General features: G+C 54.5%; 16 protein-coding genes. 3 read left to right on the forward strand and 13 right to left on the reverse strand.

The window, feature by feature from the left end; genetic code table 11:
• The first annotated feature begins 32 nt into the window (after positions 1 to 32).
• Positions 33 to 1,082, forward strand: coding sequence for a zinc ABC transporter substrate-binding protein (locus ACFIOZ_RS19925; RefSeq protein WP_386080721.1), 1,050 nt, complete (start codon positions 33 to 35; stop codon positions 1,080 to 1,082).
• Here ACFIOZ_RS19925 and ACFIOZ_RS19930 read toward each other — a convergent pair.
• Positions 1,079 to 1,735: a hypothetical protein gene (locus ACFIOZ_RS19930; protein WP_386080722.1), complete on the reverse strand. Its 657-nt coding sequence runs from the start codon at positions 1,733 to 1,735 to the stop codon at positions 1,079 to 1,081. The two genes, ACFIOZ_RS19925 and ACFIOZ_RS19930, sit on opposite strands and share 4 nt — an antisense overlap.
• A 297-nt stretch (positions 1,736 to 2,032) precedes the next feature.
• Between ACFIOZ_RS19930 and ACFIOZ_RS19935 the strand changes: the two genes are divergently transcribed.
• Entirely contained in the window at positions 2,033 to 2,932 is a 900-nt protein-coding gene (locus ACFIOZ_RS19935; RefSeq protein WP_386080723.1) for a LysR substrate-binding domain-containing protein, read from the forward strand.
• 7 nt (positions 2,933 to 2,939) lie between these two features.
• Here the strand turns inward: ACFIOZ_RS19935 and ACFIOZ_RS19940 are convergent, their stop codons facing one another.
• From ACFIOZ_RS19940 to ccoG, 10 genes are all read right to left on the reverse strand, one after another.
• Entirely contained in the window at positions 2,940 to 4,106 is a 1,167-nt protein-coding gene (locus ACFIOZ_RS19940; protein WP_386080725.1) for an MFS transporter, read from the reverse strand.
• A gap of 78 nt (positions 4,107 to 4,184) precedes the next feature.
• Positions 4,185 to 5,678 carry a tripartite tricarboxylate transporter permease gene (locus tag ACFIOZ_RS19945; RefSeq protein ID WP_386080727.1) on the reverse strand — a complete coding sequence of 498 codons (1,494 nt, stop codon included), beginning with the start codon at positions 5,676 to 5,678 and terminating at the stop codon, positions 4,185 to 4,187.
• A 9-nt stretch (positions 5,679 to 5,687) separates the two neighbouring features.
• Positions 5,688 to 6,188, reverse strand: coding sequence for a tripartite tricarboxylate transporter TctB family protein (locus ACFIOZ_RS19950; RefSeq protein WP_386080728.1), 501 nt, complete (start codon positions 6,186 to 6,188; stop codon positions 5,688 to 5,690).
• A 236-nt stretch (positions 6,189 to 6,424) separates the two neighbouring features.
• Entirely contained in the window at positions 6,425 to 8,506 is a 2,082-nt protein-coding gene (locus ACFIOZ_RS19955; protein WP_386080729.1) for a 3-hydroxyacyl-CoA dehydrogenase NAD-binding domain-containing protein, read from the reverse strand.
• Entirely contained in the window at positions 8,499 to 10,613 is a 2,115-nt protein-coding gene (locus ACFIOZ_RS19960; protein WP_386080730.1) for an acetate--CoA ligase family protein, read from the reverse strand. The genes ACFIOZ_RS19955 and ACFIOZ_RS19960 overlap by 8 nt, the downstream gene beginning before the upstream one ends.
• Positions 10,610 to 11,407, reverse strand: coding sequence for an enoyl-CoA hydratase/isomerase family protein (locus ACFIOZ_RS19965; RefSeq protein ID WP_386080731.1), 798 nt, complete (start codon positions 11,405 to 11,407; stop codon positions 10,610 to 10,612). The genes ACFIOZ_RS19960 and ACFIOZ_RS19965 overlap by 4 nt, the downstream gene beginning before the upstream one ends.
• Before the next feature lie 237 nt (positions 11,408 to 11,644).
• On the reverse strand, positions 11,645 to 12,625 hold the full coding sequence (locus tag ACFIOZ_RS19970) for a tripartite tricarboxylate transporter substrate binding protein (protein WP_386080733.1): 981 nt from the start codon (positions 12,623 to 12,625) through the stop codon (positions 11,645 to 11,647).
• A 113-nt stretch (positions 12,626 to 12,738) separates the two neighbouring features.
• Entirely contained in the window at positions 12,739 to 14,115 is a 1,377-nt protein-coding gene (locus tag ACFIOZ_RS19975; RefSeq protein WP_386080734.1) for an MmgE/PrpD family protein, read from the reverse strand.
• Positions 14,112 to 15,356 carry a CaiB/BaiF CoA transferase family protein gene (locus ACFIOZ_RS19980; protein ID WP_386080735.1) on the reverse strand — a complete coding sequence of 415 codons (1,245 nt, stop codon included), beginning with the start codon at positions 15,354 to 15,356 and terminating at the stop codon, positions 14,112 to 14,114. The genes ACFIOZ_RS19975 and ACFIOZ_RS19980 overlap by 4 nt, the downstream gene beginning before the upstream one ends.
• 197 nt (positions 15,357 to 15,553) lie before the next feature.
• Positions 15,554 to 17,002 (reverse strand): cytochrome c oxidase accessory protein CcoG, encoded by a 1,449-nt coding sequence (ccoG, locus tag ACFIOZ_RS19985; protein WP_386080736.1) that lies wholly within the window; start codon positions 17,000 to 17,002, stop codon positions 15,554 to 15,556.
• Between the two features lie 340 nt (positions 17,003 to 17,342).
• Between ccoG and mapR the strand changes: the two genes are divergently transcribed.
• Positions 17,343 to 18,752 (forward strand): GntR family transcriptional regulator MpaR, encoded by a 1,410-nt coding sequence (gene mapR, locus ACFIOZ_RS19990; RefSeq protein WP_386084144.1) that lies wholly within the window; start codon positions 17,343 to 17,345, stop codon positions 18,750 to 18,752.
• A 401-nt stretch (positions 18,753 to 19,153) separates the two neighbouring features.
• Here mapR and ACFIOZ_RS19995 read toward each other — a convergent pair whose 3' ends face one another.
• The gene (locus ACFIOZ_RS19995; protein WP_386080737.1) at positions 19,154 to 20,536 is read right to left on the reverse strand and encodes an L-serine ammonia-lyase; all 1,383 of its coding nucleotides are present in this window, start codon (positions 20,534 to 20,536) and stop codon (positions 19,154 to 19,156) included.
• Between the two features lie 275 nt (positions 20,537 to 20,811).
• Positions 20,812 to 21,678, reverse strand: a complete 867-nt coding sequence (purU, locus tag ACFIOZ_RS20000; protein ID WP_386080739.1) for a formyltetrahydrofolate deformylase — start codon at positions 21,676 to 21,678, stop codon at positions 20,812 to 20,814.
• Positions 21,679 to 21,683 lie beyond the last annotated feature (5 nt).

Below are 21,683 nucleotides of genomic sequence, written 5' to 3' on the forward strand. Positions count from 1 at the left end.
CGTTTAACAGTCACTTTTATCAGGAGAACCCCATGAACAACCGTTTAGCCCGTTTATCTTGGCCGCTACTGGCGGCTTTCCCCCTTGTTGCCGCCGCAGACGTGCCGCGTGTTGCGGTGGATATTCCGCCCGTCTATTCGCTTGTCGCCAAGGTGATGGGGGAGCGCGGCGATCCTCGGCTGTTTATTCAGCCCGGCGCGTCACCCCACGGCTATTCGCTACGGCCTTCTGAAGCGCAATCGCTCGATGATGCTGACCTGGTCATATGGGTAAGCGACGCGCTCACACCCTGGCTATCAGGGTCTATTGAGAACCTGGCTGGCGATGCACTCCATCTTGAGCTAATGGATGTACCCGGGATCACGGCATTGGAATACCGTGAAGGCGCGACCTTTGCGCTAAATGATGCTGATGAACACGGACATGACCACGCTCATCACCATGGACATGATCACGATCACGAGCACCACCATGAAGAGAGTCATAAAGAGAGTCATGACGAAAGTGGCCACAATCATGACCATCATGACCATCACGATCACCATGGCCATGATCACAGCCATACCGGTATGAATCCGCATGCTTGGCTGGATCCGGCCAATGCACGCCGCTGGCTTGATGCCATCGCCGAGCAGCTAAGTGAGATCGACCCTGATAACGCCGCGTACTATCGCGATAACGCCGCCCAGGGCAAAGAGGAGTTAACCACTCTTCAGGAGCATATCCAGGATCGTTTGGCCAGCAGCGCCGACACACGCTTTATTGTTTTCCATGATGCTTACCAGTACTTTGAGGAGGCCTTTAATGTGCACGCGGCTGGCGCCATCTCCATTGGCGATGCCTCTTCACCTAGCCCTGCGCGTATCGAGAAGCTGCAAACGCTGGTGAATGATGAAAATATCCAGTGTGTGTTTAGTGAACCCCAGTTCAATCCGCAGATGGTCAATAACGTTTTCGGGGATACGTCGGCTTATATCGGTGTCATTGATCCCCTGGGCGTGGGCCTGACGCTGGATGCTGACCTCTACGATGCGCTGCTGGCGCAGTTGGCCGATGAGATTACGCGCTGCACTGACGGCTAAACAGTTTTTTTCTGAAACAGCTGGCCGAGTTGATAGAGGTCGTGCATATATCTATCAAACTTCGTAATAAGCAGTGACGTAACGATAAAGGCATAAATCAGCAGCATGACTGCCATGGGGTCGTTTAGCCAAGCCAGCCAAGGCGTCGAGACTGGATAACCCAGCGTATAAACACTCATGGCAGCCAGTAGCTGAACCAGAAAACAGTTCAAAATAACCAGTGTAATCAACGCTGCGCGTATATTGGTACGCGGCAGCGTTGTTTTCCAAAACGGCAAGTGATGCACTTTTACGCTGTTTATACTCGTACTGTTTTTACTCACACAGCTTGCGCCGTTAAAACGCAGCCGCGCTTTACGCCGCAACAACGGGATCGCGTAGACGCCTTTTTCCTCTTCAGCAAACACCTTCAGCGCGATATCCCGGTCGAGATTAGGGCTCAAGGTATTGGCTGCCGCTTGATCAAAATCTGACCGGGCACGGGTTTGCGTGGCGGTTTTGGCTTGTTCAGAAAGCGCTTGTAAGTGGCTTTTATCAGCCTTCGACAACTTTTTATCGTTGCCAACGTTGATGTTGTAATGAATTTCATACACCTGATACAGAGCAGCGGTCACGCCCACAAAGATCATCAAAAAGACAATATATATCAACATATTAATAGACACCTTTTAAATGAAAACGCACCTGTTCAAGCGAAAAACTTGTTAGCCTTCAAACTAACATTGTGACTATGCCTGTACACCGTTCATCTGTATAGGCTCAGAAAGCTGCTAAAAAGGCGGATCAGATCAACTGTTCAGCGTCCAACGCCTACCTATCACTCATCAGCCAGCCTCGATTCACACCAGTCATTAGGTTAATATCAAAGGGTTGCTATCAGAGTGTTACTGTATTGTTATGCAGCAGTACTCACCCACACGTCAGCTGTCAGCGGCACCGTTGGTAACCCTATGAGCCATCCACTACTCCCCCTCAATCCGCTCAGAGCGTTTGAGGTAGCCGCCCGCCTTCGCAGCCTAACCCGTGCGGCAGACGAACTGCATGTATCCCAGGTAGCGGTTAGCCGCCAAGTGAAAGTATTAGAGGATTACCTTGGGGTAGCGCTGTTTAACCGCTTGCATCGCGGTATTGAACTTACCCAGGAGGGCGCAGAGCTCTACGCGGGGGTTAAAAACGCTTTCCGCGAGCTCGAAAATGCCTCGCGCAAAGTATCACGTCGAAATAAGCGTGATGTGCTCTCGATCCAGTCCTACACCACTTTCTCGCAGCGTTGGTTGATTCCAAGGCTGGCCGATTTTCATAACAGAAATCCGCTGCTTGAGGTCAAGCTGTCATCGTCGTTAAAGCCGGTTGATTTCCAAACACAGAGCGTCGATGCCGCCATCCGCTCCGGGCATGGTGACTGGCCAGGACTACATGCTGAAAAGCTGGTGGATATCGAGCTGATTCCCATTGTTTCCGCCGCTTTATGGGAAGCCGAGGGGTTGGCTAAAAACGATATTGCCAAGGTGCGTCGGCTACACTCCATGGCGCGCCCAGACGACTGGAAGACATGGCTGGCGGAAAGTGGTTTAGAGGGCATGGATGCAGAAGCGGGCATGAAGTTCGACAACTCAGCGCTCGCCTATGAAGCGGCGTCGATGAATATTGGCGCCGCCATCGCCATTAAGGTATTTGTCGAGCGCCAACTGCAGGAAGGCAGCTTTGTGGCGCTATCAGACACGGTATGCCGCACCGGCGAGGCGTACTATCTGACATGGCCCAAAGACGCCCGCCCTTCTGATGCCCTGATCAAGTTTCTAGAGTGGATGAAGGATCTGATTGGCCACCCCTTGGGCCAGCCAAGCTAAGGAACGCTTACTGAACTTGCTGCCTTCTAAGGCGTTGAAAAAGCAGCCAATGCAATAAAAGCAGCATCCCGCAGGCGAAATACGCCAGTGTAAAGCCGCCAAGCTGAGTCACAATCCCCAATAGCAGCGGTGCGGCAAACTGCATGGCCCGATTAGCCATCAAGCGCACCGCTAAGGCGTGGGCGCGCTGACGCTCCGGTACGGATTCTGCGATAACCACCATGGAAAGCGGCTGAGAGAGCCCTACGCCCAGCCCCACCAGAATGGAAAACAGGCATAGCCAGTAGACATTCCCCGTCACCCCCACCAGCATTAGCCCCAGCGCCATGAACAGCAACGTGAGCGACATGGTGGCGTAACGGCCGTGAAGCAGAGCGACAATGGCACTGGTAAACGGCCTAACCGCCATAGAGGCAAGTGCACGCAGGCTGACCAACAGCCCAATGACGGTGCCCGAGAGCGCCAGGCTCTCAAGATAAACCGGAAAGTAGCTGCCGTGAGCCCCCAGCGCCAGCATGGCCGCCAGGGAGATAATCAGCGATAGCTTCACCCCCTGGGAGGTTTTCAGCAGTTGCCACTGCTGCCCGGCACTGACCAGCAAGCCATCGCGGGGTTGATCGCTATGGGAGGTACGCCGGTTGGCCATAAAAAAGGCCACCAGCGCCACAAAAGAGGCAACGAAAGCGCCATAGAACGCGGCACCTGGGCCACCTCGATGATCAATGATCCAGCCCGCCAGCAGCGGCCCCACCATCTGCCCAATCGATAAATAGGTGGTGTACCAGCCAAAATACTTTTCCAGTACCGTGCCCTGCCCCAGGTACGTGATTGCCGTTTGGGCTGAAATGATCATCAGCAGCTGCGCCAAGCCAATCACCAACTGCCCGGCCATTAACCCCTTAAAGCCTGGCACGACTGCCAATAAGCCAGCACCGATCACCATGGCCACGGCCCCTATCTGAAGAGTGCGAGGGCTGCCCAAGCGTGCCACCAGTGAGCCAAACGGGAGCGCTAACAGTAGCGGTAATACGTAAGGAGCACTGACGATCAAGCCTAGTATTAACGGTGTCGCGCCCAGCTCAATGGCCGCGAGCGGCACCGCCACCAGTAACATCGTTTGCACGACAAAGGCGGTGCCTAAGCTTAGACATATGCAAGCAAACGCTTTATTCATGACACCCTTTGAACGGCATGCCGACCTCCCTGTCACTAATGCTCATGGTCAATCACATCGCCAAGCTCCAATTAGGTTTTAGTGGGCCCGATACCCTTTCACTTTTTTACGAAACATACCCAGCGCCGGGAGTAAGAACGACAGTGCCGCGATAGCCAACAATGTTGCACTAAGCGGATTAGCAACCAAAGTCGTCACATCACCATTGGAAATGGACAGCGCCCGTCGCAGGTTGGTCTCCAACATATCGCCTAATACCAGGGCCAAAATGACTGGCGCCAAGGGAATATTCGCTTTGCGCAGCACATAGCCGACTACCCCAAAGGTCAGCGCCACGTAGACCGGGAACATGGAGCTTGTTGAAGCATAAGCCCCAACCAAGCTAATCGACGCCACAATGGCGGCAATCGCCGGGCGGGGAATGTCGGCCACTTTGGCCCAGAACCGCGCCCCCGCAAGGCCAATAAAGACCATGATCGGCACACTCAACCAGAGTGACACAAACACCGTATAGGGAATTTCAGGATTAGTGGTAAACAGCAATGGGCCCGGCTGTACCCCATGGATCATTAGCGCGCCGATCATAATGGCGGTAGTCGCGGAGCCCGGAATACCCAGCGCGAGCAACGGTGACAGAGAGCCCGAAACCGAGGCATTATTGGCCGTTTCCGATGCCGCAATGCCTTCATAGCTGCCGTTACCAAACCGCTCCGGCTGCTTTGAAAAACGCTTGGCCACCGCGTAGGAGATGAAGGAACCAATTGACGCCCCAGCGCCCGGTATAACGCCCACAAAATAACCGATTAATGAGCTACGTAAAAACAGATATTTCATCTTATAAAAGGTTTTGAAGGGCACCTCTAAAATACCGCTCATGGGCTGATTCTTTACTTTATGGCTTGCTCCCGCCTCAATCATAAAGAGCACTTCTGAGAGGGCAAACAGGCCGAGCAAGACAGGTACTAACGGCAGACCTTCAAAAAAATCGGGATGGTAGCTAAAGCGCGGAACACCGGTTTGACTATCCAGCCCGACGGTGGCTAATGCAAGGCCAAGCCCCATCGCCAAAGCCCCTTTCAGCATTGAACCGGAAGAGAAGCTCGACACCAGGCTCAACCCCAGCAGGGCAAGCGCAAAATAGGCCGATGGGCCAAAATTCAGCGCATACTCAGAGAGCGGTACGGCGGTAAAAAACAGCAGAATGGTACTAACAAAGATACCGATACCTGAGGAAATAATGGAAATATTCAGCGCAATACCGGTTTTACCCTGCTTGGTAAGGGGGTAGCCGTCCCAGGTGGTCGCCACCGCTGCTGCCGTGCCAGGGGAGTTAAGCAAGATGCCCGAAATGGCGCCGCCATACTCGGCAGCGGCAAACAGCGCGACCAGCATGACGATAGAGACAAGCGGATCCATACTGTAAGTAAAGGGAATCATCAGTGCGATCCCTAGGCTAGGCCCTAAACCGGGAATAGCGCCAATCAAGTAACCGATAAAAGCACCCGCGATAAGGCCAACAAGCACCATGGGGTCGGCAAAGGCATTCAGCCCTATTAAAAGATTATCAATCATGTTCAAACCTCAATCGAAATAGACGCCGAGCACCAGTACAAAGATGGCGTAAATGCCTAAAGCCAATAAGGGTGGCAGCGTTAGCAGTAGCGAGTAACGGTTCTCCCCTCCCAGTTTCATTAATAAAAAAGCCAGCAGTGTAATACCCACGATTAGCCCCACCCACTCCAGCGCCAGTACCACAGCGACCATCACCATCATCGATAGCAACACTTGCACTGGCCGGCTAATCTCAACTAATGAGTCGCTTTCCTGGCTGGGCTTACTTAAAAAACTCACTATAATTAAAAGCAGTAATGAAATCCCAATCAGCGTGGCGACTAACAGCGGAAATCCGCTGGCTCCAATGCCTGAAGAGCTATAGCTGGGCAGCTTAAGTGCGTCATTCGCATATAAAGCGGTCGCTGCCAGCAGCACAAAATATACCGCTAGTTCCAGCCATTTTTTTCGTACTGTAAGTGTCTTATTTTCCACTTCAGGCGCTTCTGCATCGGCATTTTTAATACTCACTGGCGGCCTCCATATTTCTTGTAGTTAATGATTGGCGTAGCATTAAAAACGCCATCACACTTATTTTATTAATACTGCTTTTCCAGGTACTGTTTTTAACTGTTGTTTCAACTTCTGTTTCTAGCGCCACATTTTTTCCAATCATGGCGCAGGGCGGACAAAAGAGAAACTGACCATTTATCAGGCTTGACCACCGCTACTATTAGGCTGAAACACGACTAAAGGATGATCGACACCTAAAAGGCCTGTCGATGGGTACGCTGGTGGCCTTTACCACTTACGTCGGCTAATTTGTCCAGCTCGCTTTCCAGTTGGCTACCGCTCATCTGCCGGGCAATAAACAGCGGGCCGCCCCGCCAGCGGGGAAAGCCGTAACCATTGACCAAGGCAATATCAATATCCGCAGGCCGCTGGCAAACGCCCTCTTCCAGCAACAGCAGAGCTTCATTGATCAAGGCAAGCTCCGCGCGCTGCTGGATCTCCTGCTCGCTAAACGCCTTAGGCGTAATGGCGTGCTCTTCCCGGTAGCGCTCGATTAGTTGGGCGACTTTCGGGTCTGAAGCCGGTTGCATTGCCTCGTCGTCATAGCGGTAGTAGCCACTGCCGGTTTTACGCCCGAAACGGCCCGCTTCGCAGAGCAGATCGGGTATCCCCACGTAGCGCCTAAGGTGGCGGGTATCGGCGGTTTGCTGGCGCATTTTCCAGGCGATATCCAATCCGGACATATCCGCCACTTTAAACGGCCCCATGGCGAAGCCGTAGGCTTCAAGCGCAGCATCGACTTGCTCGGGGCTGGCCCCCTCTTTGAGCATAAATTCACACTGGCGCCGATAGGCGGCGTAGAGCCGATTGCCCACAAAGCCCCATGAATTGGCGACGACAATGGCCTTCTTTTTTAACTGCCGAGCGACGCTCACGGCGGTGCTCAAGGTCTGCTCGCTGGTGGTTTGGCAGCCCACGATCTCCATTAGTGGCATGCGGTCGGCCGGGCTGAAAAAATGCAGCCCTAGTACACGCCCTGGGTGGGGAATACCCGCGGCAATCTGATCAATATCCAGATAGGAGGTATTACTGGCCAGCAGCGTACTTTCGCTAACCCACTTGGCCAAATCAGCAAACAGCGAGCGCTTGATGGCCAAATCTTCCACAATAGCCTCGATCACCAGGTCAGTACCGGCCACCTCGGGTAACTGCTGAGTAGGATTCAGCCGAGATAGCGCATCATCCCGCTGTGCCTGGGTTAACCGCTGGCGTTTAACCCCTTCATCCAACGCCTGGGTAATCCGCGCCACCCCCGCTTCAAGCGCATGATCGTTTAGCTCCAAGAGATCGACGCTATATCCGGCCTTAAGCGCACAAAGGGCAATACCACTACCCATGGTGCCTGCGCCCACTACCGAGATACGCAATACCGGCGCTGCCTTAACGGGATGAGTGGGCTCAAAGGGTTTTTCACGTTCGGCGAAAAACAGATAACGCAGCGCCTGGGCAGGTTCGCTGCCACGCAACGCAAGAAACTGAGCCCGCTCTTCGGCAATCGCGGCGCTAAAGTTGAGCGTGGCTGCCTTCATTACTATCTCGGCAGCGACCGGGGCGGCAGGTAAGCCGCGGGCACGTGCCAGCAGCTTGTTGACCTGGGCTTGTAGTGCTTGCTCATCCGCAGGGGGCACATCGCGTTCTGCTAGTGGCTGTTTGCCACCTCGGTAGCGGTTGGCGTAAGCCAGAACCTGATCGAATACCTCGGTATCCGATGCTTCGCCCTCTGTGGAGCGGAGGAGTTCGTCGACTAATCCGGCCTTATGGGCTTCGAGCGCCGCAATCGGCTTACCGGAAACGATCATATCCAGCGCCATGGGCAGGCCTACCACCCGTGGCAAACGCTGGGTGCCACCAGCCCCCGGTATGACGCCTACTGAAACTTCGGGCAGGCCCAGCAGCGCGGTGGGCGTGGCGATGCGGCTATCGCAGGCCAGCGCCAGTTCCAGGCCGCCACCCAGGGTATGGCCGCTGATCACCGCAATCACCGGCAGTGGAAACGCGCTGAGCGCGGCGGTGACCTGGGGCAGCGTCGGTTCTGTTGGCTCATGTTCCAACTCGCGCAGGTCGGCCCCCGCCATTAGGTTCGGGCCTTTGCCCATCAGCACCACGGCGCGACTCTGCTGTGTATCAATCTTGTCCAGCGCGGCCAAAATGCCTCGGCGCACCGCGTCGTTGCTGCTATTCACCGGCGGGTTATCAAGGGTGATAATGGCAATTTGCCCTTCCTGGCTAAGATGAACGCGGCCCGTGGTGGGTGAAGTGATGGGAGAGTCAGCCATGAGTGCCACCTCCTTCCACGCCATCCTCCAGCACCAGTACCGCATCAGCGGCCACAACACCTTGGCCTTCCGGCATCACAAACAGCGGATTAATTTCAGCAGTGGTCAGGCGATCGCCTAACCCAGCGGCCAAGGCTGAGAAGGCAACAATGGCTTGGGCAAGCGCTTCGGTATCACGCCGTGGCGCACCGCGATAGCCATCGAGGAGCGGCCAAGTCGTTAGCTGCTGCATCATTTCCCGTGCCTGCTCCAGAGTCAGGCCGCCTCGCTCTGGCAGCAAACGTATGGTGGTATCCTTGAACAATTCCGCCGTGACGCCGCCTGCCCCCAGCAAGATGGCCGTTCCCAACGCATCACGGTTAGCACCGAGGATCAGCTCATGCCCACCCGCTACCATGGCTTCCACCAGGAAGGTATCAGGGCGGTGCGCCACGTGGGCTTCAACGTCGCTCACCATCTGATCAAACCGCTGACCAATAGTCTCGGCATTTAAATGCAGTGCAACGCCACCAATATCGCTTTTGTGCAGCAGGCTGGCATCCATCACCTTGAGCACCACGGGGGCGTTCAGCTCTTTGGCCGCGCGCTCCGCCTCTTCGCGGCTGTGCACCACCCGGCTGGGCGGTACGCTAATGCCTGCCTGGGCGAACAGCTGTTTCGCCGTGGCCTCGTCAATTGACCCCTTAGGCAAGGCACTTAAATCGGGTAGTACTACCTGGGGCGACTCACCGCCGCCAAGCAAAGGCCTGCCGATAAAGTGCAGCGCTTCCAGCACCGCGCTGCAGCTCTCCGGTGAGCTAAAGCCAGGGATTGAGGCGTGATTCAAGCGCTGCAGCGTACCTGGGGCGTAGGGGCTAACGTAAGCCAGGAGTGGCTTATTGTTGGTCGCCAGGCTGTCGCTGATTGCCCCCACGACAAGGTCGGGCATCGCCAACCCGGAGGAGCCAATAATCACGATCAAGGCGTCGTAGCTATCGCTTTCCAGCAGTATACGAATAGCTTGGCGCAGCAAGTCGGGCTGCAGCCCCGCCAGCGTCACGTCGATGGGGTTACGGTCTAGCGCGGTCGGCGTATCGCCCTGCAAGGCGCGCAGTTTTTCTGCGGTAGCGTGATCCGGCGCGGGCGTATCAAAGCCGTTGACGCCGAGGCTATCGGCAATCAGCGTACCGGCGCCCCCGGTTGAGGTCAGCACCGCAACCCGACGCCCGGCCAGCTGGCGGCCAGCAACGAGTACCGCGGGCACGTCCAAGAACTCGTCAAAGGTGTTTACCCGAATCACCCCTAACTCACGGAAGAAGGCATCGTAAACCCGATCTTCACCCGCCAAGGCACCGGTGTGAGAGCTTGCTGCGCTGGCACCGGCTTCGGAACGGCCAATTTTGAATACCACTAGCGGCTTGTCCGCCGCCCGCGCGCGCAGGGCAACCTCACGGAAACGCGCCGGGTGACGAACGCTCTCCAGGTAGAGCGCAATCACCTTGGTGTTCGGATCATCAACCAGGTAGTCAACAAAATCGCTGACTTCCAGATCCACCTCATTACTGGTGGCAATCAGCGACGATAAACCAATGCCCCGCCCAGCGGCCCGCGACAGAAGCGCGCCCAGAATGCCGCCACTTTGGGAAACCACCGCGACACTCCCCTTGGGCAATTCGCTCACTTCCAACGCACCGCTGGCAGAGAGCGGAATGCCCGCCGATAAATTAACCAACCCGATGGTATTGGGGCCGAGGAGTCGCATGGAGCCTGCGGCCTCTTTTAGCTCATCCTGCAGCGCCAGGCCTTCCTCGCCAGCCTCGGCATAGCCACTGGCCAATACTACCGCCGCTTGGCAGCCCATCTTGGCCAGGGAGCGCACTGCGTCGATACTGCGTTTGGCATTCAGCAGCACAAGCCCTACATCGGGCGCTTCGGGCAGTGCTTCGACGCTGGGGTAACAGGTCAGCCCCTGAATCTCGGTGGCTTTCGGGTTAACCGGGTAAATCGGGCCTTTAAAACCGTGCTTAAGCAAATAAGAGACGGGCAACCCGGAGGTTTTTTTAGGGTCGGCGGAGGCACCGATAACGGCAATGCTTTTAGGGTTCAGGAGGGCGTGGATCTGGCTCATTGTTGAGCCTCCTTCATACGATCAAGGAATGCCTGTACCGAGGCACGGTGCTCTTCGGAGGTGTAGCAGATGCCCTGGGCTTTACTGCCTTCGGCGAACACTTGGCTTTCAGACATTTCGTAGCTTTTGTTGATAATCGATTTGGTCAGTGCCACCGCCGTGCGTGAGCCGCTGCTCATCTCAGCCGCCATGGTATGGGCGGCGCTAAGCAATTCATCAGCACTACAGCGCTGATCTACAATCCCGAGCTGCAGCGCCTCATCCGCATTGACTCGTCGACCGCTAAAGATCAGCGCTTTAGCGCGTGCTAGCCCTACCCGGCGTGGCAGGAAATACATGCCACCGCCGTCTGGAATCAGTCCGCGGGCAATATAGGCCCAGGTAAAGTGGGCATAGTTAGAGGCAATCACGAAATCACAGGAGAGCGCTAAATCCGCCCCCAAACCAGCGGCCGCGCCGTTCACCGCTGCCACTGTGGGAATAGGTAAGTTAAGCAATAGACTCGCCGCATAGTGAACGCCCTGCTGGCGCTCCCAGCCATTAAAGCCAACGGTGGCAGGATCGGCTTCCATGCGGGTTTTCATACCGGCGATATCGCCACCCGCGCAGAATCCTTTACCGCTTCCGGTGAGTACCAGGGCGCGTATCGAGCGATCTGTACGAATAGCCTGCAGATGATCGACCAATTCGGCGCGCATGGCGTCGCTCATGGCATTGCGTTTATCGGGGCGGTTTAGGGTGAGCAGGACAATGCCATTTTCGAACGAATAAGACACTAATGATTCTTGGTTCATAACCAGATCCTCTAATACTTTATTATTTGCGGGCTATTAGAAAAAATTCGTTTTACGAAATAAAGCGCTAACAATTATTTTGACAACAATGCTTTATATCTTCCATTGACGAAAAATAAGGGCCTGCCTATTAAATTGTTATAGCGAAGGTGGGATATAAAATTTCAAGAAGTAAATAAAATCACTAAAATGCGGCGAGGAGTTTCGCCGCATTAAAGCACATCAATAACCGTAATTTTATTTATCTAACTCTTGCTGAGCGACCTCACTAATTTGATAAGCGAACTCGGTATACTCTTCAGGGCCCATCCAAGAGTCTGTTACCCCAGCGCTACGCGCATAGGCTTGGTAGTGGTCGGTTTTCATCGCCTCGTGGAACGCATCGGCAATTTGCTGCTGCAGCTCCATGGGCATACCGGCGGGGCCAAATATGCCTCTCACTTGCACCCAGCTTGAGTCGACGTCATACCCTTGCTCTGCAAAGGTAGCCACATCAGGAAGGCTCTCTAACCGCTCCTCACCATGCACGCCGAGCCCTTTTAAGCGGCCCGCGTCAAAATAAGCCTGGGCGCCACTTAAGTTGGACATCCCCACATCAATATGGCCGCCCAATACGGCCGCAACAATGTCGGGTGTGGCATTAAAGGGCACCCACTCAAACTCCACATCGGCGACATTCTCCAACATGCTCATGCCGATATGCTGCGTAGAGCCTTGCGGCCCAAACCCGCCAACGGTTACTTTTCCATCACGCTGTTTAGCTTCGTTAATCAAATCATCCAGATCACTTATCGGTGAGTCGGTACGCGTCCAGATCAAGTTGGGATCAGACTGCGCCGTCGCAATCCAGCTAAAGTCATCAATGGAGAACACGCCTTCCAAATTCGTTAGCATGCCAGTGAAGTGTGAAAGGGTATTCACAGCAAGCGTCAGGCCATCGGGTTCTGCAGAACGTACTCGCGACATCTGGCTAGCACCGCCGCCGCCGGGCGAATTGATAATCGCAATAGATTGGCCGATCTGAGGCTCCAACGACTCGGCAAGCGTGCGCATAAACACATCGGCGGAACCACCCGCTTTAGTGTGCATAATGATGCGGACGGTATCTTGGGGCCATTCGCTATCATCAGCAGTGGCTATAGTACTTACGGGTACCAATGAAGCGGCGGCAATGCTCGACAACAAAATAGTTGCGAGTTTCTTTTTATGGTTAAACATTTCTCTACCTCATTATTTATTACTTTTATAAGTTTGATGATCCATATCACTTATTAGATGCTGGCATAAGCGAGCATTACCGACCACCAACGATAAATTGGGGGTTGGTTAACTTATTGTCTGTCATCTCTTGCATCAAAAATCGCAACCGAACCAGGCAGCTCGTTACTCGACATCACAACCTCTTGCAGTGATTGAAGTGCAGAAGGTGGAAGTGAGGCGCTTGCTAACTCCTGATACTTTTCAAGCAGTTCAGCGTCGCTCATGGGATCCTCTGGATCCCCTTTACGAGTTTCCTGTAGGTGCTGGTAGGTATTGCCATCGGCGGTGGTGACCCTAATATTGGCCATGCGTTGGCGGGGATAACGGGCGGCAATATCGGCGCGCTCTGCGACGCTCACCTTGGGCATTAACGCGCGGATACGAGCATCTTCCAGCACCGGCGGCTCGAAGGCTTGCAGCCTAACCTTGCCCAGCACCAAGTAAGCGGCAATACAGTACTGAATACTGAAGCGCGCCTCTTGGGCAGAGGAAGGGGTAGGACGATTGCACATCGAGTAGGTCGCGCCGTAGCCTTCGATATGGATGGATTCAATGCTCTCCGCTGTAATGGGCGCGGAGGCTTGCAGCGCTTTCAAGCCATCCAGGGCGGGAAAAATATGCCCACAGCAGCCATGGTTTTTCACCGTCATGCGAGTGATCGGCGTCCACTCATCAAGCCCCTCAAGCGCCGCGGCCCAATTACCCGTGGAGTCGCTGGTAGCAGCTGCAAATCCATTGCTGGCATGTAGGCTATCTAGCGATGCGGTGACCCCTTTTGCCGCTGCCATGCCCGCCATTAACCCTGCATCGGCGGCGTGGCCTGCGTGCAGCGGTTTGGCCATGCCTTCACCCTGTAAGTTCTGCTGATGCCCACCGGCAAAGCTACTGGCCAGCGCTATAGCGTGGGCAATCTGCTCTGAAGTGGCGCCGAGCAGCATCGCGGTTGAAACCGCCGCACCCATGGTGCCTACCGTGGCGGAGGTGTGCCAGAAGCGGTAATGGCTGGGCTGGATGGCAAGTGCAATACGGCAGCCCACTTCATAGCCGCCAATAATGGCGCGATGAAGCTGTTCTCGAGATGCCTGAATATCTTGTGCTACCGCCAAAGCCGCCGCAATCGTTGAGCTACCGGGGTGGTAGCCGCCATCCTTGAAGATGTCGTCAAACTCAACGGTGTGGCTCGCCGTAGCATTCAACAAAGCAGCATAACGTGGTGACCCCAGGTGACCATCCACATAACATACCGCGCTGCCCTCCCCACGCGTGGTGGCAAACGCATCCGATAGCAGCGTGGCAGGCGCTTGGCTGCACCCCGGCAGTGTGGTGGCGAACCAGTCAAGCAGTGCCCGACGAGCCGCCCAATCAATCTCATCGCCCAACGGGCGGACATTCCATTGATAAGCCGCCTGGGCCAGACGTTCAAGCGGGTTAGTTATAGAGGTGTTCAAGGTCGACCTCCCGGGTTGGTAGCTACTCCAACGCCGCTCTCTATAGGCCCGCTGATTGCGCCATCGGCGATCAGTGCCGCTAACTCCTGCTTTGAATAACCCAAGCTCATCAGTACCTCGGCGGTTTGCGCGCCCACTTTTTGCGGTGGTGACGTAATGCCACGGGTGCCCTCGGACATGCAAAACGCTGATACCGGAACAGTGAGCACTTGCTCTCGGTCTGGGCTTAGCGGCTGAGCGTGCAAGACGCCTCTGGAATGAACATGGGGATCATCAAGTGTTTCTTCGAGCCGCCTAATGCGTGAGGCAGGAATCCGGCGTTTCTGCAAAAACGCCTCCCAGTAGTCGGCAGTCATGGTGCTAATGATCTCGGCGATCACCTTGGCTTCTTCAGCGTGGCTATCCAGGCGTTGATTATTGTTCTGTTTGATCATGTCCTCTCGGCCTAGGGCCGTCCACAAACGCTTTTGCTGGGTCAAGTTAGAGGCAGCGATCATTAACGGCTGGTCAGATGCGTGGTAGCAGCCAATGGTGGCGAAGGGAAAGGTATTGCCTTTGGGCTCTGGCTTTTTGCCATTCCACAGCAACGCCGTTAAATAGGGACTGGCAAGCATCAACGCCGTATCTGACATGGAGACATCCACAAATTGCCCTTTGCCACCATCGCGCTCACGCTGGAACAGAGCCGTTGAGATGGCAAACGCGGCCGTGGTGCCGGTAGCATAATCCACCACTGGCGCGCCGCTTTTAAGCGGGCCAGTATGGTGGTCGCCAGTCATGGCCATCATGCCCGAATAGGCTTGAATAACATTATCATAAGCAGTGAGCTCCCGGCGCGGGCCGGTGCTGCCAAAGGCGGAGATGGAACAGTAAATCAGCTTAGGGTTGAGTAGTTTCAGGTCGTCGTAACCCAGCCCCAACTTTTCTAATGCCCCAGGCCGATAGTTTTCGACAAACACATCTGCGGTGGCGAGTAGCTTCTTTAGCGCCTCACGCCCTTGGGGATGTTTAAAGTCGATCGCCACGGCTTTTTTATTGCTGGCTTGGGACATAAAGGCGGTGCCCAGCCCTTGATCATTAAGCGCCCGGTCAGACCCTTGCATGCGCGCTTGATCCGGGTCGCTGGGTGACTCCACCTTGATCACATCGGCGCCCAGCACCGCCATCTGGTAGGTAGCGAAAGGGCCCGCCAATACGTGGGTAGCATCAACAACACGGATATTTTCAAACGGGGAAGACATAATGACCTCAGCGCACTTATTGATTGTTGTTGCTCTTCATTGTTGGCCAGCAATGATATTTCGCTGACCTATCATGAATTAACAATGCAGAAATAAGCGCGCTATGTGGACTGATGAAACGTCAGGTGATGGTTAACAAATGGTTCTTGGTCTTCAGGATGATTAACTATCCGGGACTAAAACCCTACTTACAGCCGTTACTTCCCAGAAGGCCCCAGGAACCGCGTTTCACTGATGCTCGCTATCGATGGATCATCTAAGGCGGTGATATGCAGTTCGATAGGATGGCTAGGCTGTGTCAGGTCATCCGCATCGGCGGTGAGGGCTAACCGCAGGCTGCGCGTTTCAAAAGCCGCTACCTCAATGGTGTCCATTCCCCCCAGGCGAAGCCCTGGCAGCCCTGTAGCCGATACCGCATAGCGATGTGTTTGGCCATCTTGATTACGCAGTGTCACGTTGTAGTAATTGATCAGTCGACCTTCTGCTGTGCTTTCAAACAGCGCTTGTCGATCCCGTGCAATATCGACATCAAGAGGCACACGGGCATTTAAGAAGCCAATAAGCAACACCACCATGGCGAGTAGCGCCGCCGCATAGGCAAATAACTGAGGACGCCAAAAGCGGGGCGTTTTACCTGCCAACGCGCGCTCGGTGGTGTAACGAATCAGGCCAAGCGGTTGATCGATCCGCGCCATCACGCTATCGCAAGCATCTATGCACGCCGCGCAACCAATACACTCGTACTGCAGCCCATCGCGAATATCGATGCCGGTGGGGCACACCTGAACGCAGAGTTCGCAGTCGATACAGTCGCCGGTTCGCGTTGCCTTAACGCCTTTTTGAGCATGGTGGAGGCGCGGCTCACCGCGGGCGGCATCGTAGGAAACAATCAGCGTATTAGCGTCAAACATCGCCGACTGGAAGCGCGCATAGGGGCACATATGCAGGCATACCTGATGGCGGAGCCAACCGGCATTCAAGTAGGTAAACAGAGTAAAAAAACCGATCCAGAAGAGTGCCAAGGGGTGCGCGTCCAGACTAACGACATCCACCAACAATGCCCTGATTGGCGTGAAGTAGCCGACAAAGGCCACGCCCGTAGCCATCGCAATCAGCAGCCAAGCGCTATGTTTGGCGGTTTTACGCCATAGCGTATCGAACTTGCGAGGCGCTTGGTCGCGGCGTATGCGTCGGTGGCGTGGCCCCTCTAAGCGATGCTCAAACCAGATAAATAGAAACGTCCACACGCTTTGTGGGCAGCTATAGCCACACCATATTCGCCCAGCGACCACCGTGATCAAAAACAGACCAAAAGCACAGATCACCAGGATCCAGGTGAGCAAGATAAAGTCTTGGGGATAAAACGTCGCCGCAAACAGGTGGAACTCCTGGGCAGAGAGATCAAACCACACCAGCGGTCGGTCGCCCCAATTGATCCACGGCAAACCGAAATAGAGCGCCATCAGCAGCCAGTTTGAGTGGCGCCGAATACACTGAAAAAAGCCGCCTATTTCTCGCACATAAATATGCCCCAGCTTCGGTGGCTTGCTGCTGGGAGACTTAGCACTAGGCGTCTTAGGTGGGGGCGTATGGTGTTCAACCGCTGCCTCAGTGGTCAGGTCTTGCAGTGGGATGCGTTGCGTCATACCGATATCCAGAAAAGAGGGAGTAGAGGTCTATACGGTCGAGGGGCGCCGCTAAGTAGGTGATCATGCTTTTTTAAGAGAGCGACTGATTTAGGCGCTACTATGCCTAGTGAGCAGAATCACAAACAGGCGCAGTTTTAGAAAAAGAAGCCGTATCAGATCTCCCCTATGACTCATACCCTGACTTTCTGATATGCTTTTTATTACTATTTTTGATTCTGTTTTACCTCCCTCATATAGCGCACAGTGACGCTTTCCGACACCAGAGAGCCGCACCGTGTCAGCTAACAATATGGGTGAGCACACCGAGGCTCCACTTAACGCACCGACGGTTTATCCCATGAAACGCTACGAACAGTTTGCCGATGAGATAGCCACGCTGATTCGCCAGGGCGTGCTTGGCCCTGGGGAGCGCATTCCTTCAGTGCGCCAAGCCAGCCGACATCATGGCATCAGCCCTTCTACGGTATTCCAGGCTTACTACTTACTGGAAAACCAAGGACTTATCACAGCAAGGGCGCGCTCGGGGTATTTTGTTCGTGAACACGCCCGGCGTTTGCTGGAAGAACCACGCGTGACACTGCAGCCCACCGACCCGGCGGAGGTAGAAGTCAGCGAGCTGGTGTTCTCGGTGCTTGGCTCGCTTCAGGATGACCGAACGGTGCCCTTCGGCTCGGCTTTTCCCAGCCCCGAGCTGTTTCCGCTTTCTCGCCTGGCCACTAGCATGACACGGGGGTTGCGCGAGCTTTCGCCCCAGCAGGTGGTGGCTGATATGACCACCGGGCACACCGACTTGTGTCGGCAGATTGCCCTGCGCTACATGCTGGGTGGCATTCAACTGCCGATGGAAGAGCTGGTGATTACCAATGGTGCAATGGAGGGACTTAATCTAGCGCTGCAGTGTGTAACTCAGCCGGGCGACCTGGTGGCGATAGAATCCCCGGCGTTTTATGCCAGCCTGCAGGTATTAGAACGATTGAAACTACGCGCGGTGGAAATACCGGTTCATCCGCGAGAGGGCATCGATCTTAAAGTGCTGGCAGAGCGACTAGAGACGCTACCGATCAAAGCCTGCTGGTTTATGAGCCATTTACAGAACCCCATCGGCGCCAGCCTGAGCAGAGAGCGCAAACAAGCCCTTTATCAGCTGTTAAAGCAGCACCAGGTACCCATGTTAGAAGATGACGTATATGCCGAGTTGTATTTTGGTAGTGCGCCACCTGCACCGGTCAAAGCCTTTGATGATGAGGGCTTGGTGATTCACTGCAGCTCCTTCTCAAAGTGCCTAGCACCGGGCTATCGGGTTGGTTGGGTAGCGGGCGGCCGCTATGCACAGGCTATCTCGAGGCTAAAGCTGATGACCACCATTTCACCTTCCGTACCCGCCCAAGCAGCCATTGCTGACTATTTGCAGCACGGCGGTTACGACCGCCATTTGCGTAAGCTACGCCATGCTCTGGAAGCCCAACAAGGCAGTATGCTGGCGGCGGCGGATCGCTATTTTCCTACCGACACCCGCATTACCCGCCCCGCAGGGGGCTATTTCCTATGGGTGGAGTTTCCTGAAGAAGTGGATTCGCTGCGGCTATTTAATACCGCGCTCGACCACGGCGTCAGCTTAGCGCCAGGCCCGATTTTTTCGGCGACCCAGCAGTTTCGCCACTGTGTGCGGCTGAGCTATGGCCACCCCTGGACGCAATCCAGCGAGCGCGGCATGGAAACCTTGGGCAGGTTATTAAGCCTCTTTTAAACCGCTATTCCAACCCGGATACCAAAGCAACTGATATGGTTTTTAATAAAAAGCTGAGCCTGTTATGCAGCACAACAAACGATAGACTATTCCGATGAAGCCACACAGCGGCCATACCTGCCCACTATCTAGTTAGGACAGTAGCGGTCTTCGAAGGAAGTACCATGCTTGGAATTAAGGACATTGACCTGACGGGGTGCAGTTTGCCTTTACTCTATCCTTTGATATTACTGTTTGGGCCACCACCATCAGTTTAGCCAGCTATCTCATTGTGCTGGAAAGCCCTGGCTAAACTGATGGAGGTTATGACGACCTCTTTTGCACCCATTGCTCAAATAGAAAACGCCGGACTCCTGCCTCAGCGGAGATCCGGCGTTTTTAACTAATCAAGCCGGTGATTTTTAACACTCAATAGCATTCACGGCTAATCCACCTTTGGATGTCTCTTTGTACTTATCCAGCATGTCTCTGCCGGTATCCCGCATGGTACGAATCACCTTATCCAACGAGATAAAGTGAGTACCATCGCCGCGTAGGGCCATTTGAGCGGCATTGATCGCCTTTACCGTTGCAATGGCGTTGCGCTCAATACAGGGAACCTGAACCAGCCCCCCAACAGGGTCACAGGTTAATCCTAAATTGTGCTCCAGGCCGATTTCGGCCGCATGCTCGACTTGTTCGGGTGTACCGCCCATCACATCCGCCAGGCCCGCTGCTGCCATGGCACATGCAGACCCGACTTCTCCTTGGCAGCCCACTTCAGCGCCGGAGATCGAAGCATTTTTCTTGCAGAGAATGCCAATGGCGCCTGCCGCCAGCAAAAAATCCACCACGTTTTTCTCGCAGGCGTTGGGCTGAAACTTCATATAGTAGTGCAAGACAGCGGGGATAATGCCCGCGGCGCCGTTGGTGGGGGCCGTGACCATGCGCCCGCCTGCGGCATTCTCTTCATTGACGGCGAGGGCAAAGATATTCACCCACTCCATCGCTGAGAACGTCGAGGCTATCAGGCACTCATTCTGCTCTGCTGCTTGAAGACGCTGGTGAAGCAGCTTGGCCCTGCGTTTAACTTTTAACCCGCCCGGCAGTATCCCTTCGTGGGTTAGCCCATTGTCGATGCATTCACACATCACCTGCCAGATACGCCACAGTTCGTTTCTGACCTCCTCCTCCGTCCGCCAGACTTTCTCGTTCTCCAGCATCAGTTGGCTGACACTTAGCTGCTCTTTTTTACATAGCGCCAAGAGCTCGTCTGCCGTATCAAAATTATAAGGGATGGTAACGCCACCCAAATCGTCCAGCGGCATATCCACCTGGGACTGTTCAACCACAAAGCCACCGCCCACCGAGTAATAGGTATTTTCATACACCAAGTCGCCCTGGTGCGTAAAAGCCGCCAGTTTCATGGCATTAGGGTGGTGCGGCAAACTCTCTTCATGAAAATAGAGGTCACTCTCCCACACAAACGTCACTGCTTTTTGGCGGCCAAGCTGTAATGACTGGCTCTCTTTAAGCGCCTGAATGGCTGGCTCAATAATCGAGGGATCTATTGTGCTAGGGCGTTCACCCATTAAGCCCATAATAATCGCGTGATCAGTAGCATGACCTACCCCTGTCGCTGATAGCGAACCATATAGATGCACCTCAAGATGCCCTACCTCATCGAGCAGGCGGTTTTCGCGCAGGGTGGTGACATATTTAAAAGCCGCCTGCATAGGCCCGACGGTGTGGGAACTGGAGGGGCCTACTCCAATCTTAAAAAGGTCGAAAACACTGATAGGCATTGGAGCACCTCTTGACGTATAAACAGGGGAAAATCAGGCGGTGCCTGAAAGTTTTAATAAGTTATTGATGTGGTGACAAATAAAACGAAGCTATCTTTTATGATGATTTTTTTATTTTTATAAACCGAAATTTTTAAGCACGCATTAGCATATTTTTTTATGCATAACTAAGGCTACCTAGCGCACTGAAAAACGCTTAGCGGCGACAGTAGCCCAGTTATAAAAGCGCGCTCGAACTGTGTGTGTTTATCGTTAACCGCTATAAGCCAAAAACCTTAGTTACCAAACACCACCGTACGTCCTGAATAAAAGAACACGCGGCGTTCCAAGTGGTAGCTAATCGCTCTCGCCAGCGTCAGGCACTCGATATCCCGTCCCTTGGCAACCAGATCCTCTGGGTAGTGGGTGTGATCCACAGGCTCGACCCCTTGGGCAATAATCGGCCCTTCATCAAGGTCGTTATTAATGTAGTGGGCCGTGGCGCCGACTAGCTTAACCCCTTTCTCATAGGCCTGATGATAAGGCTTGGCGCCTTTAAAACCGGGCAGCAGCGAATGGTGAATATTGATGGCCCGGCCAGCTAATAGCTCACACATGGAGGGCGAAAGCACTTGCATATACCTTGCCAGCACCACCAGTTCAGCGTTGGTATCCGCGATGATTTCGCGTATCTGCGCTTCCTGCTGCAATTTCGTCTCGGGCGTGATCGGCAGGTAGTGGTAGGGCAAATCGTGCCAGGCTGCCAACGGCTCCAGATCGGGATGATTGGAAATCACTGCTTTGATATCCAGCGGAAGCTGGCCCGTCCGATAACGGTAGAGAAGATCATTCAAGCAGTGATCGGCCTTGGAGACCATAATCACGGTGCCGGTGCGTTTGCCCGGCGCCGTCAGTTCAAACTGCATGTCGAATTCGCTCGCCCGCGCTGCAAAATCGGCGTGAAAGCGCTCTTCATGAAATTCATCTTGCTCTGGGCGAAACTCAGCGCGAATGAAAAAGCGTCCGCCCAGCCGATCATCGAAAGAGTTGAGTTCAGTGATATAGCACTGCTGCTCTTTTAGAAAGCGCGTGACGACGTCCACCGTTCCCAAGCGACTCGGGCATTGGGCGGCAAGTATCCAGGTATCACTCATTCGGCTCATAGTGC

It is taken from the genome of Vreelandella sp. F11 (assembly GCF_042466685.1).
Taxonomy (GTDB): domain Bacteria; phylum Pseudomonadota; class Gammaproteobacteria; order Pseudomonadales; family Halomonadaceae; genus Vreelandella.

Coding starts and splice junctions, on each gene's coding strand:
- mapR (WP_386084144.1), top strand. CDS start 17,343: ATGAAACGCTACGAACAGTTTGCCGATGAGATAGCCACGCTGATTCGC.
- ACFIOZ_RS19965 (WP_386080731.1), bottom strand. CDS start 11,407: ATGAACCAAGAATCATTAGTGTCTTATTCGTTCGAAAATGGCATTGTC.
- ACFIOZ_RS19995 (WP_386080737.1), bottom strand. CDS start 20,536: ATGCCTATCAGTGTTTTCGACCTTTTTAAGATTGGAGTAGGCCCCTCC.
- ACFIOZ_RS19940 (WP_386080725.1), bottom strand. CDS start 4,106: ATGAATAAAGCGTTTGCTTGCATATGTCTAAGCTTAGGCACCGCCTTT.
- ACFIOZ_RS19980 (WP_386080735.1), bottom strand. CDS start 15,356: ATGTCTTCCCCGTTTGAAAATATCCGTGTTGTTGATGCTACCCACGTA.
- ACFIOZ_RS19945 (WP_386080727.1), bottom strand. CDS start 5,678: ATGATTGATAATCTTTTAATAGGGCTGAATGCCTTTGCCGACCCCATG.
- ACFIOZ_RS19935 (WP_386080723.1), top strand. CDS start 2,033: ATGAGCCATCCACTACTCCCCCTCAATCCGCTCAGAGCGTTTGAGGTA.
- ccoG (WP_386080736.1), bottom strand. CDS start 17,002: ATGACGCAACGCATCCCACTGCAAGACCTGACCACTGAGGCAGCGGTT.
- ACFIOZ_RS19955 (WP_386080729.1), bottom strand. CDS start 8,506: ATGGCTGACTCTCCCATCACTTCACCCACCACGGGCCGCGTTCATCTT.
- ACFIOZ_RS19960 (WP_386080730.1), bottom strand. CDS start 10,613: ATGAGCCAGATCCACGCCCTCCTGAACCCTAAAAGCATTGCCGTTATC.
- purU (WP_386080739.1), bottom strand. CDS start 21,678: ATGAGCCGAATGAGTGATACCTGGATACTTGCCGCCCAATGCCCGAGT.
- ACFIOZ_RS19930 (WP_386080722.1), bottom strand. CDS start 1,735: ATGTTGATATATATTGTCTTTTTGATGATCTTTGTGGGCGTGACCGCT.
- ACFIOZ_RS19970 (WP_386080733.1), bottom strand. CDS start 12,625: ATGTTTAACCATAAAAAGAAACTCGCAACTATTTTGTTGTCGAGCATT.
- ACFIOZ_RS19925 (WP_386080721.1), top strand. CDS start 33: ATGAACAACCGTTTAGCCCGTTTATCTTGGCCGCTACTGGCGGCTTTC.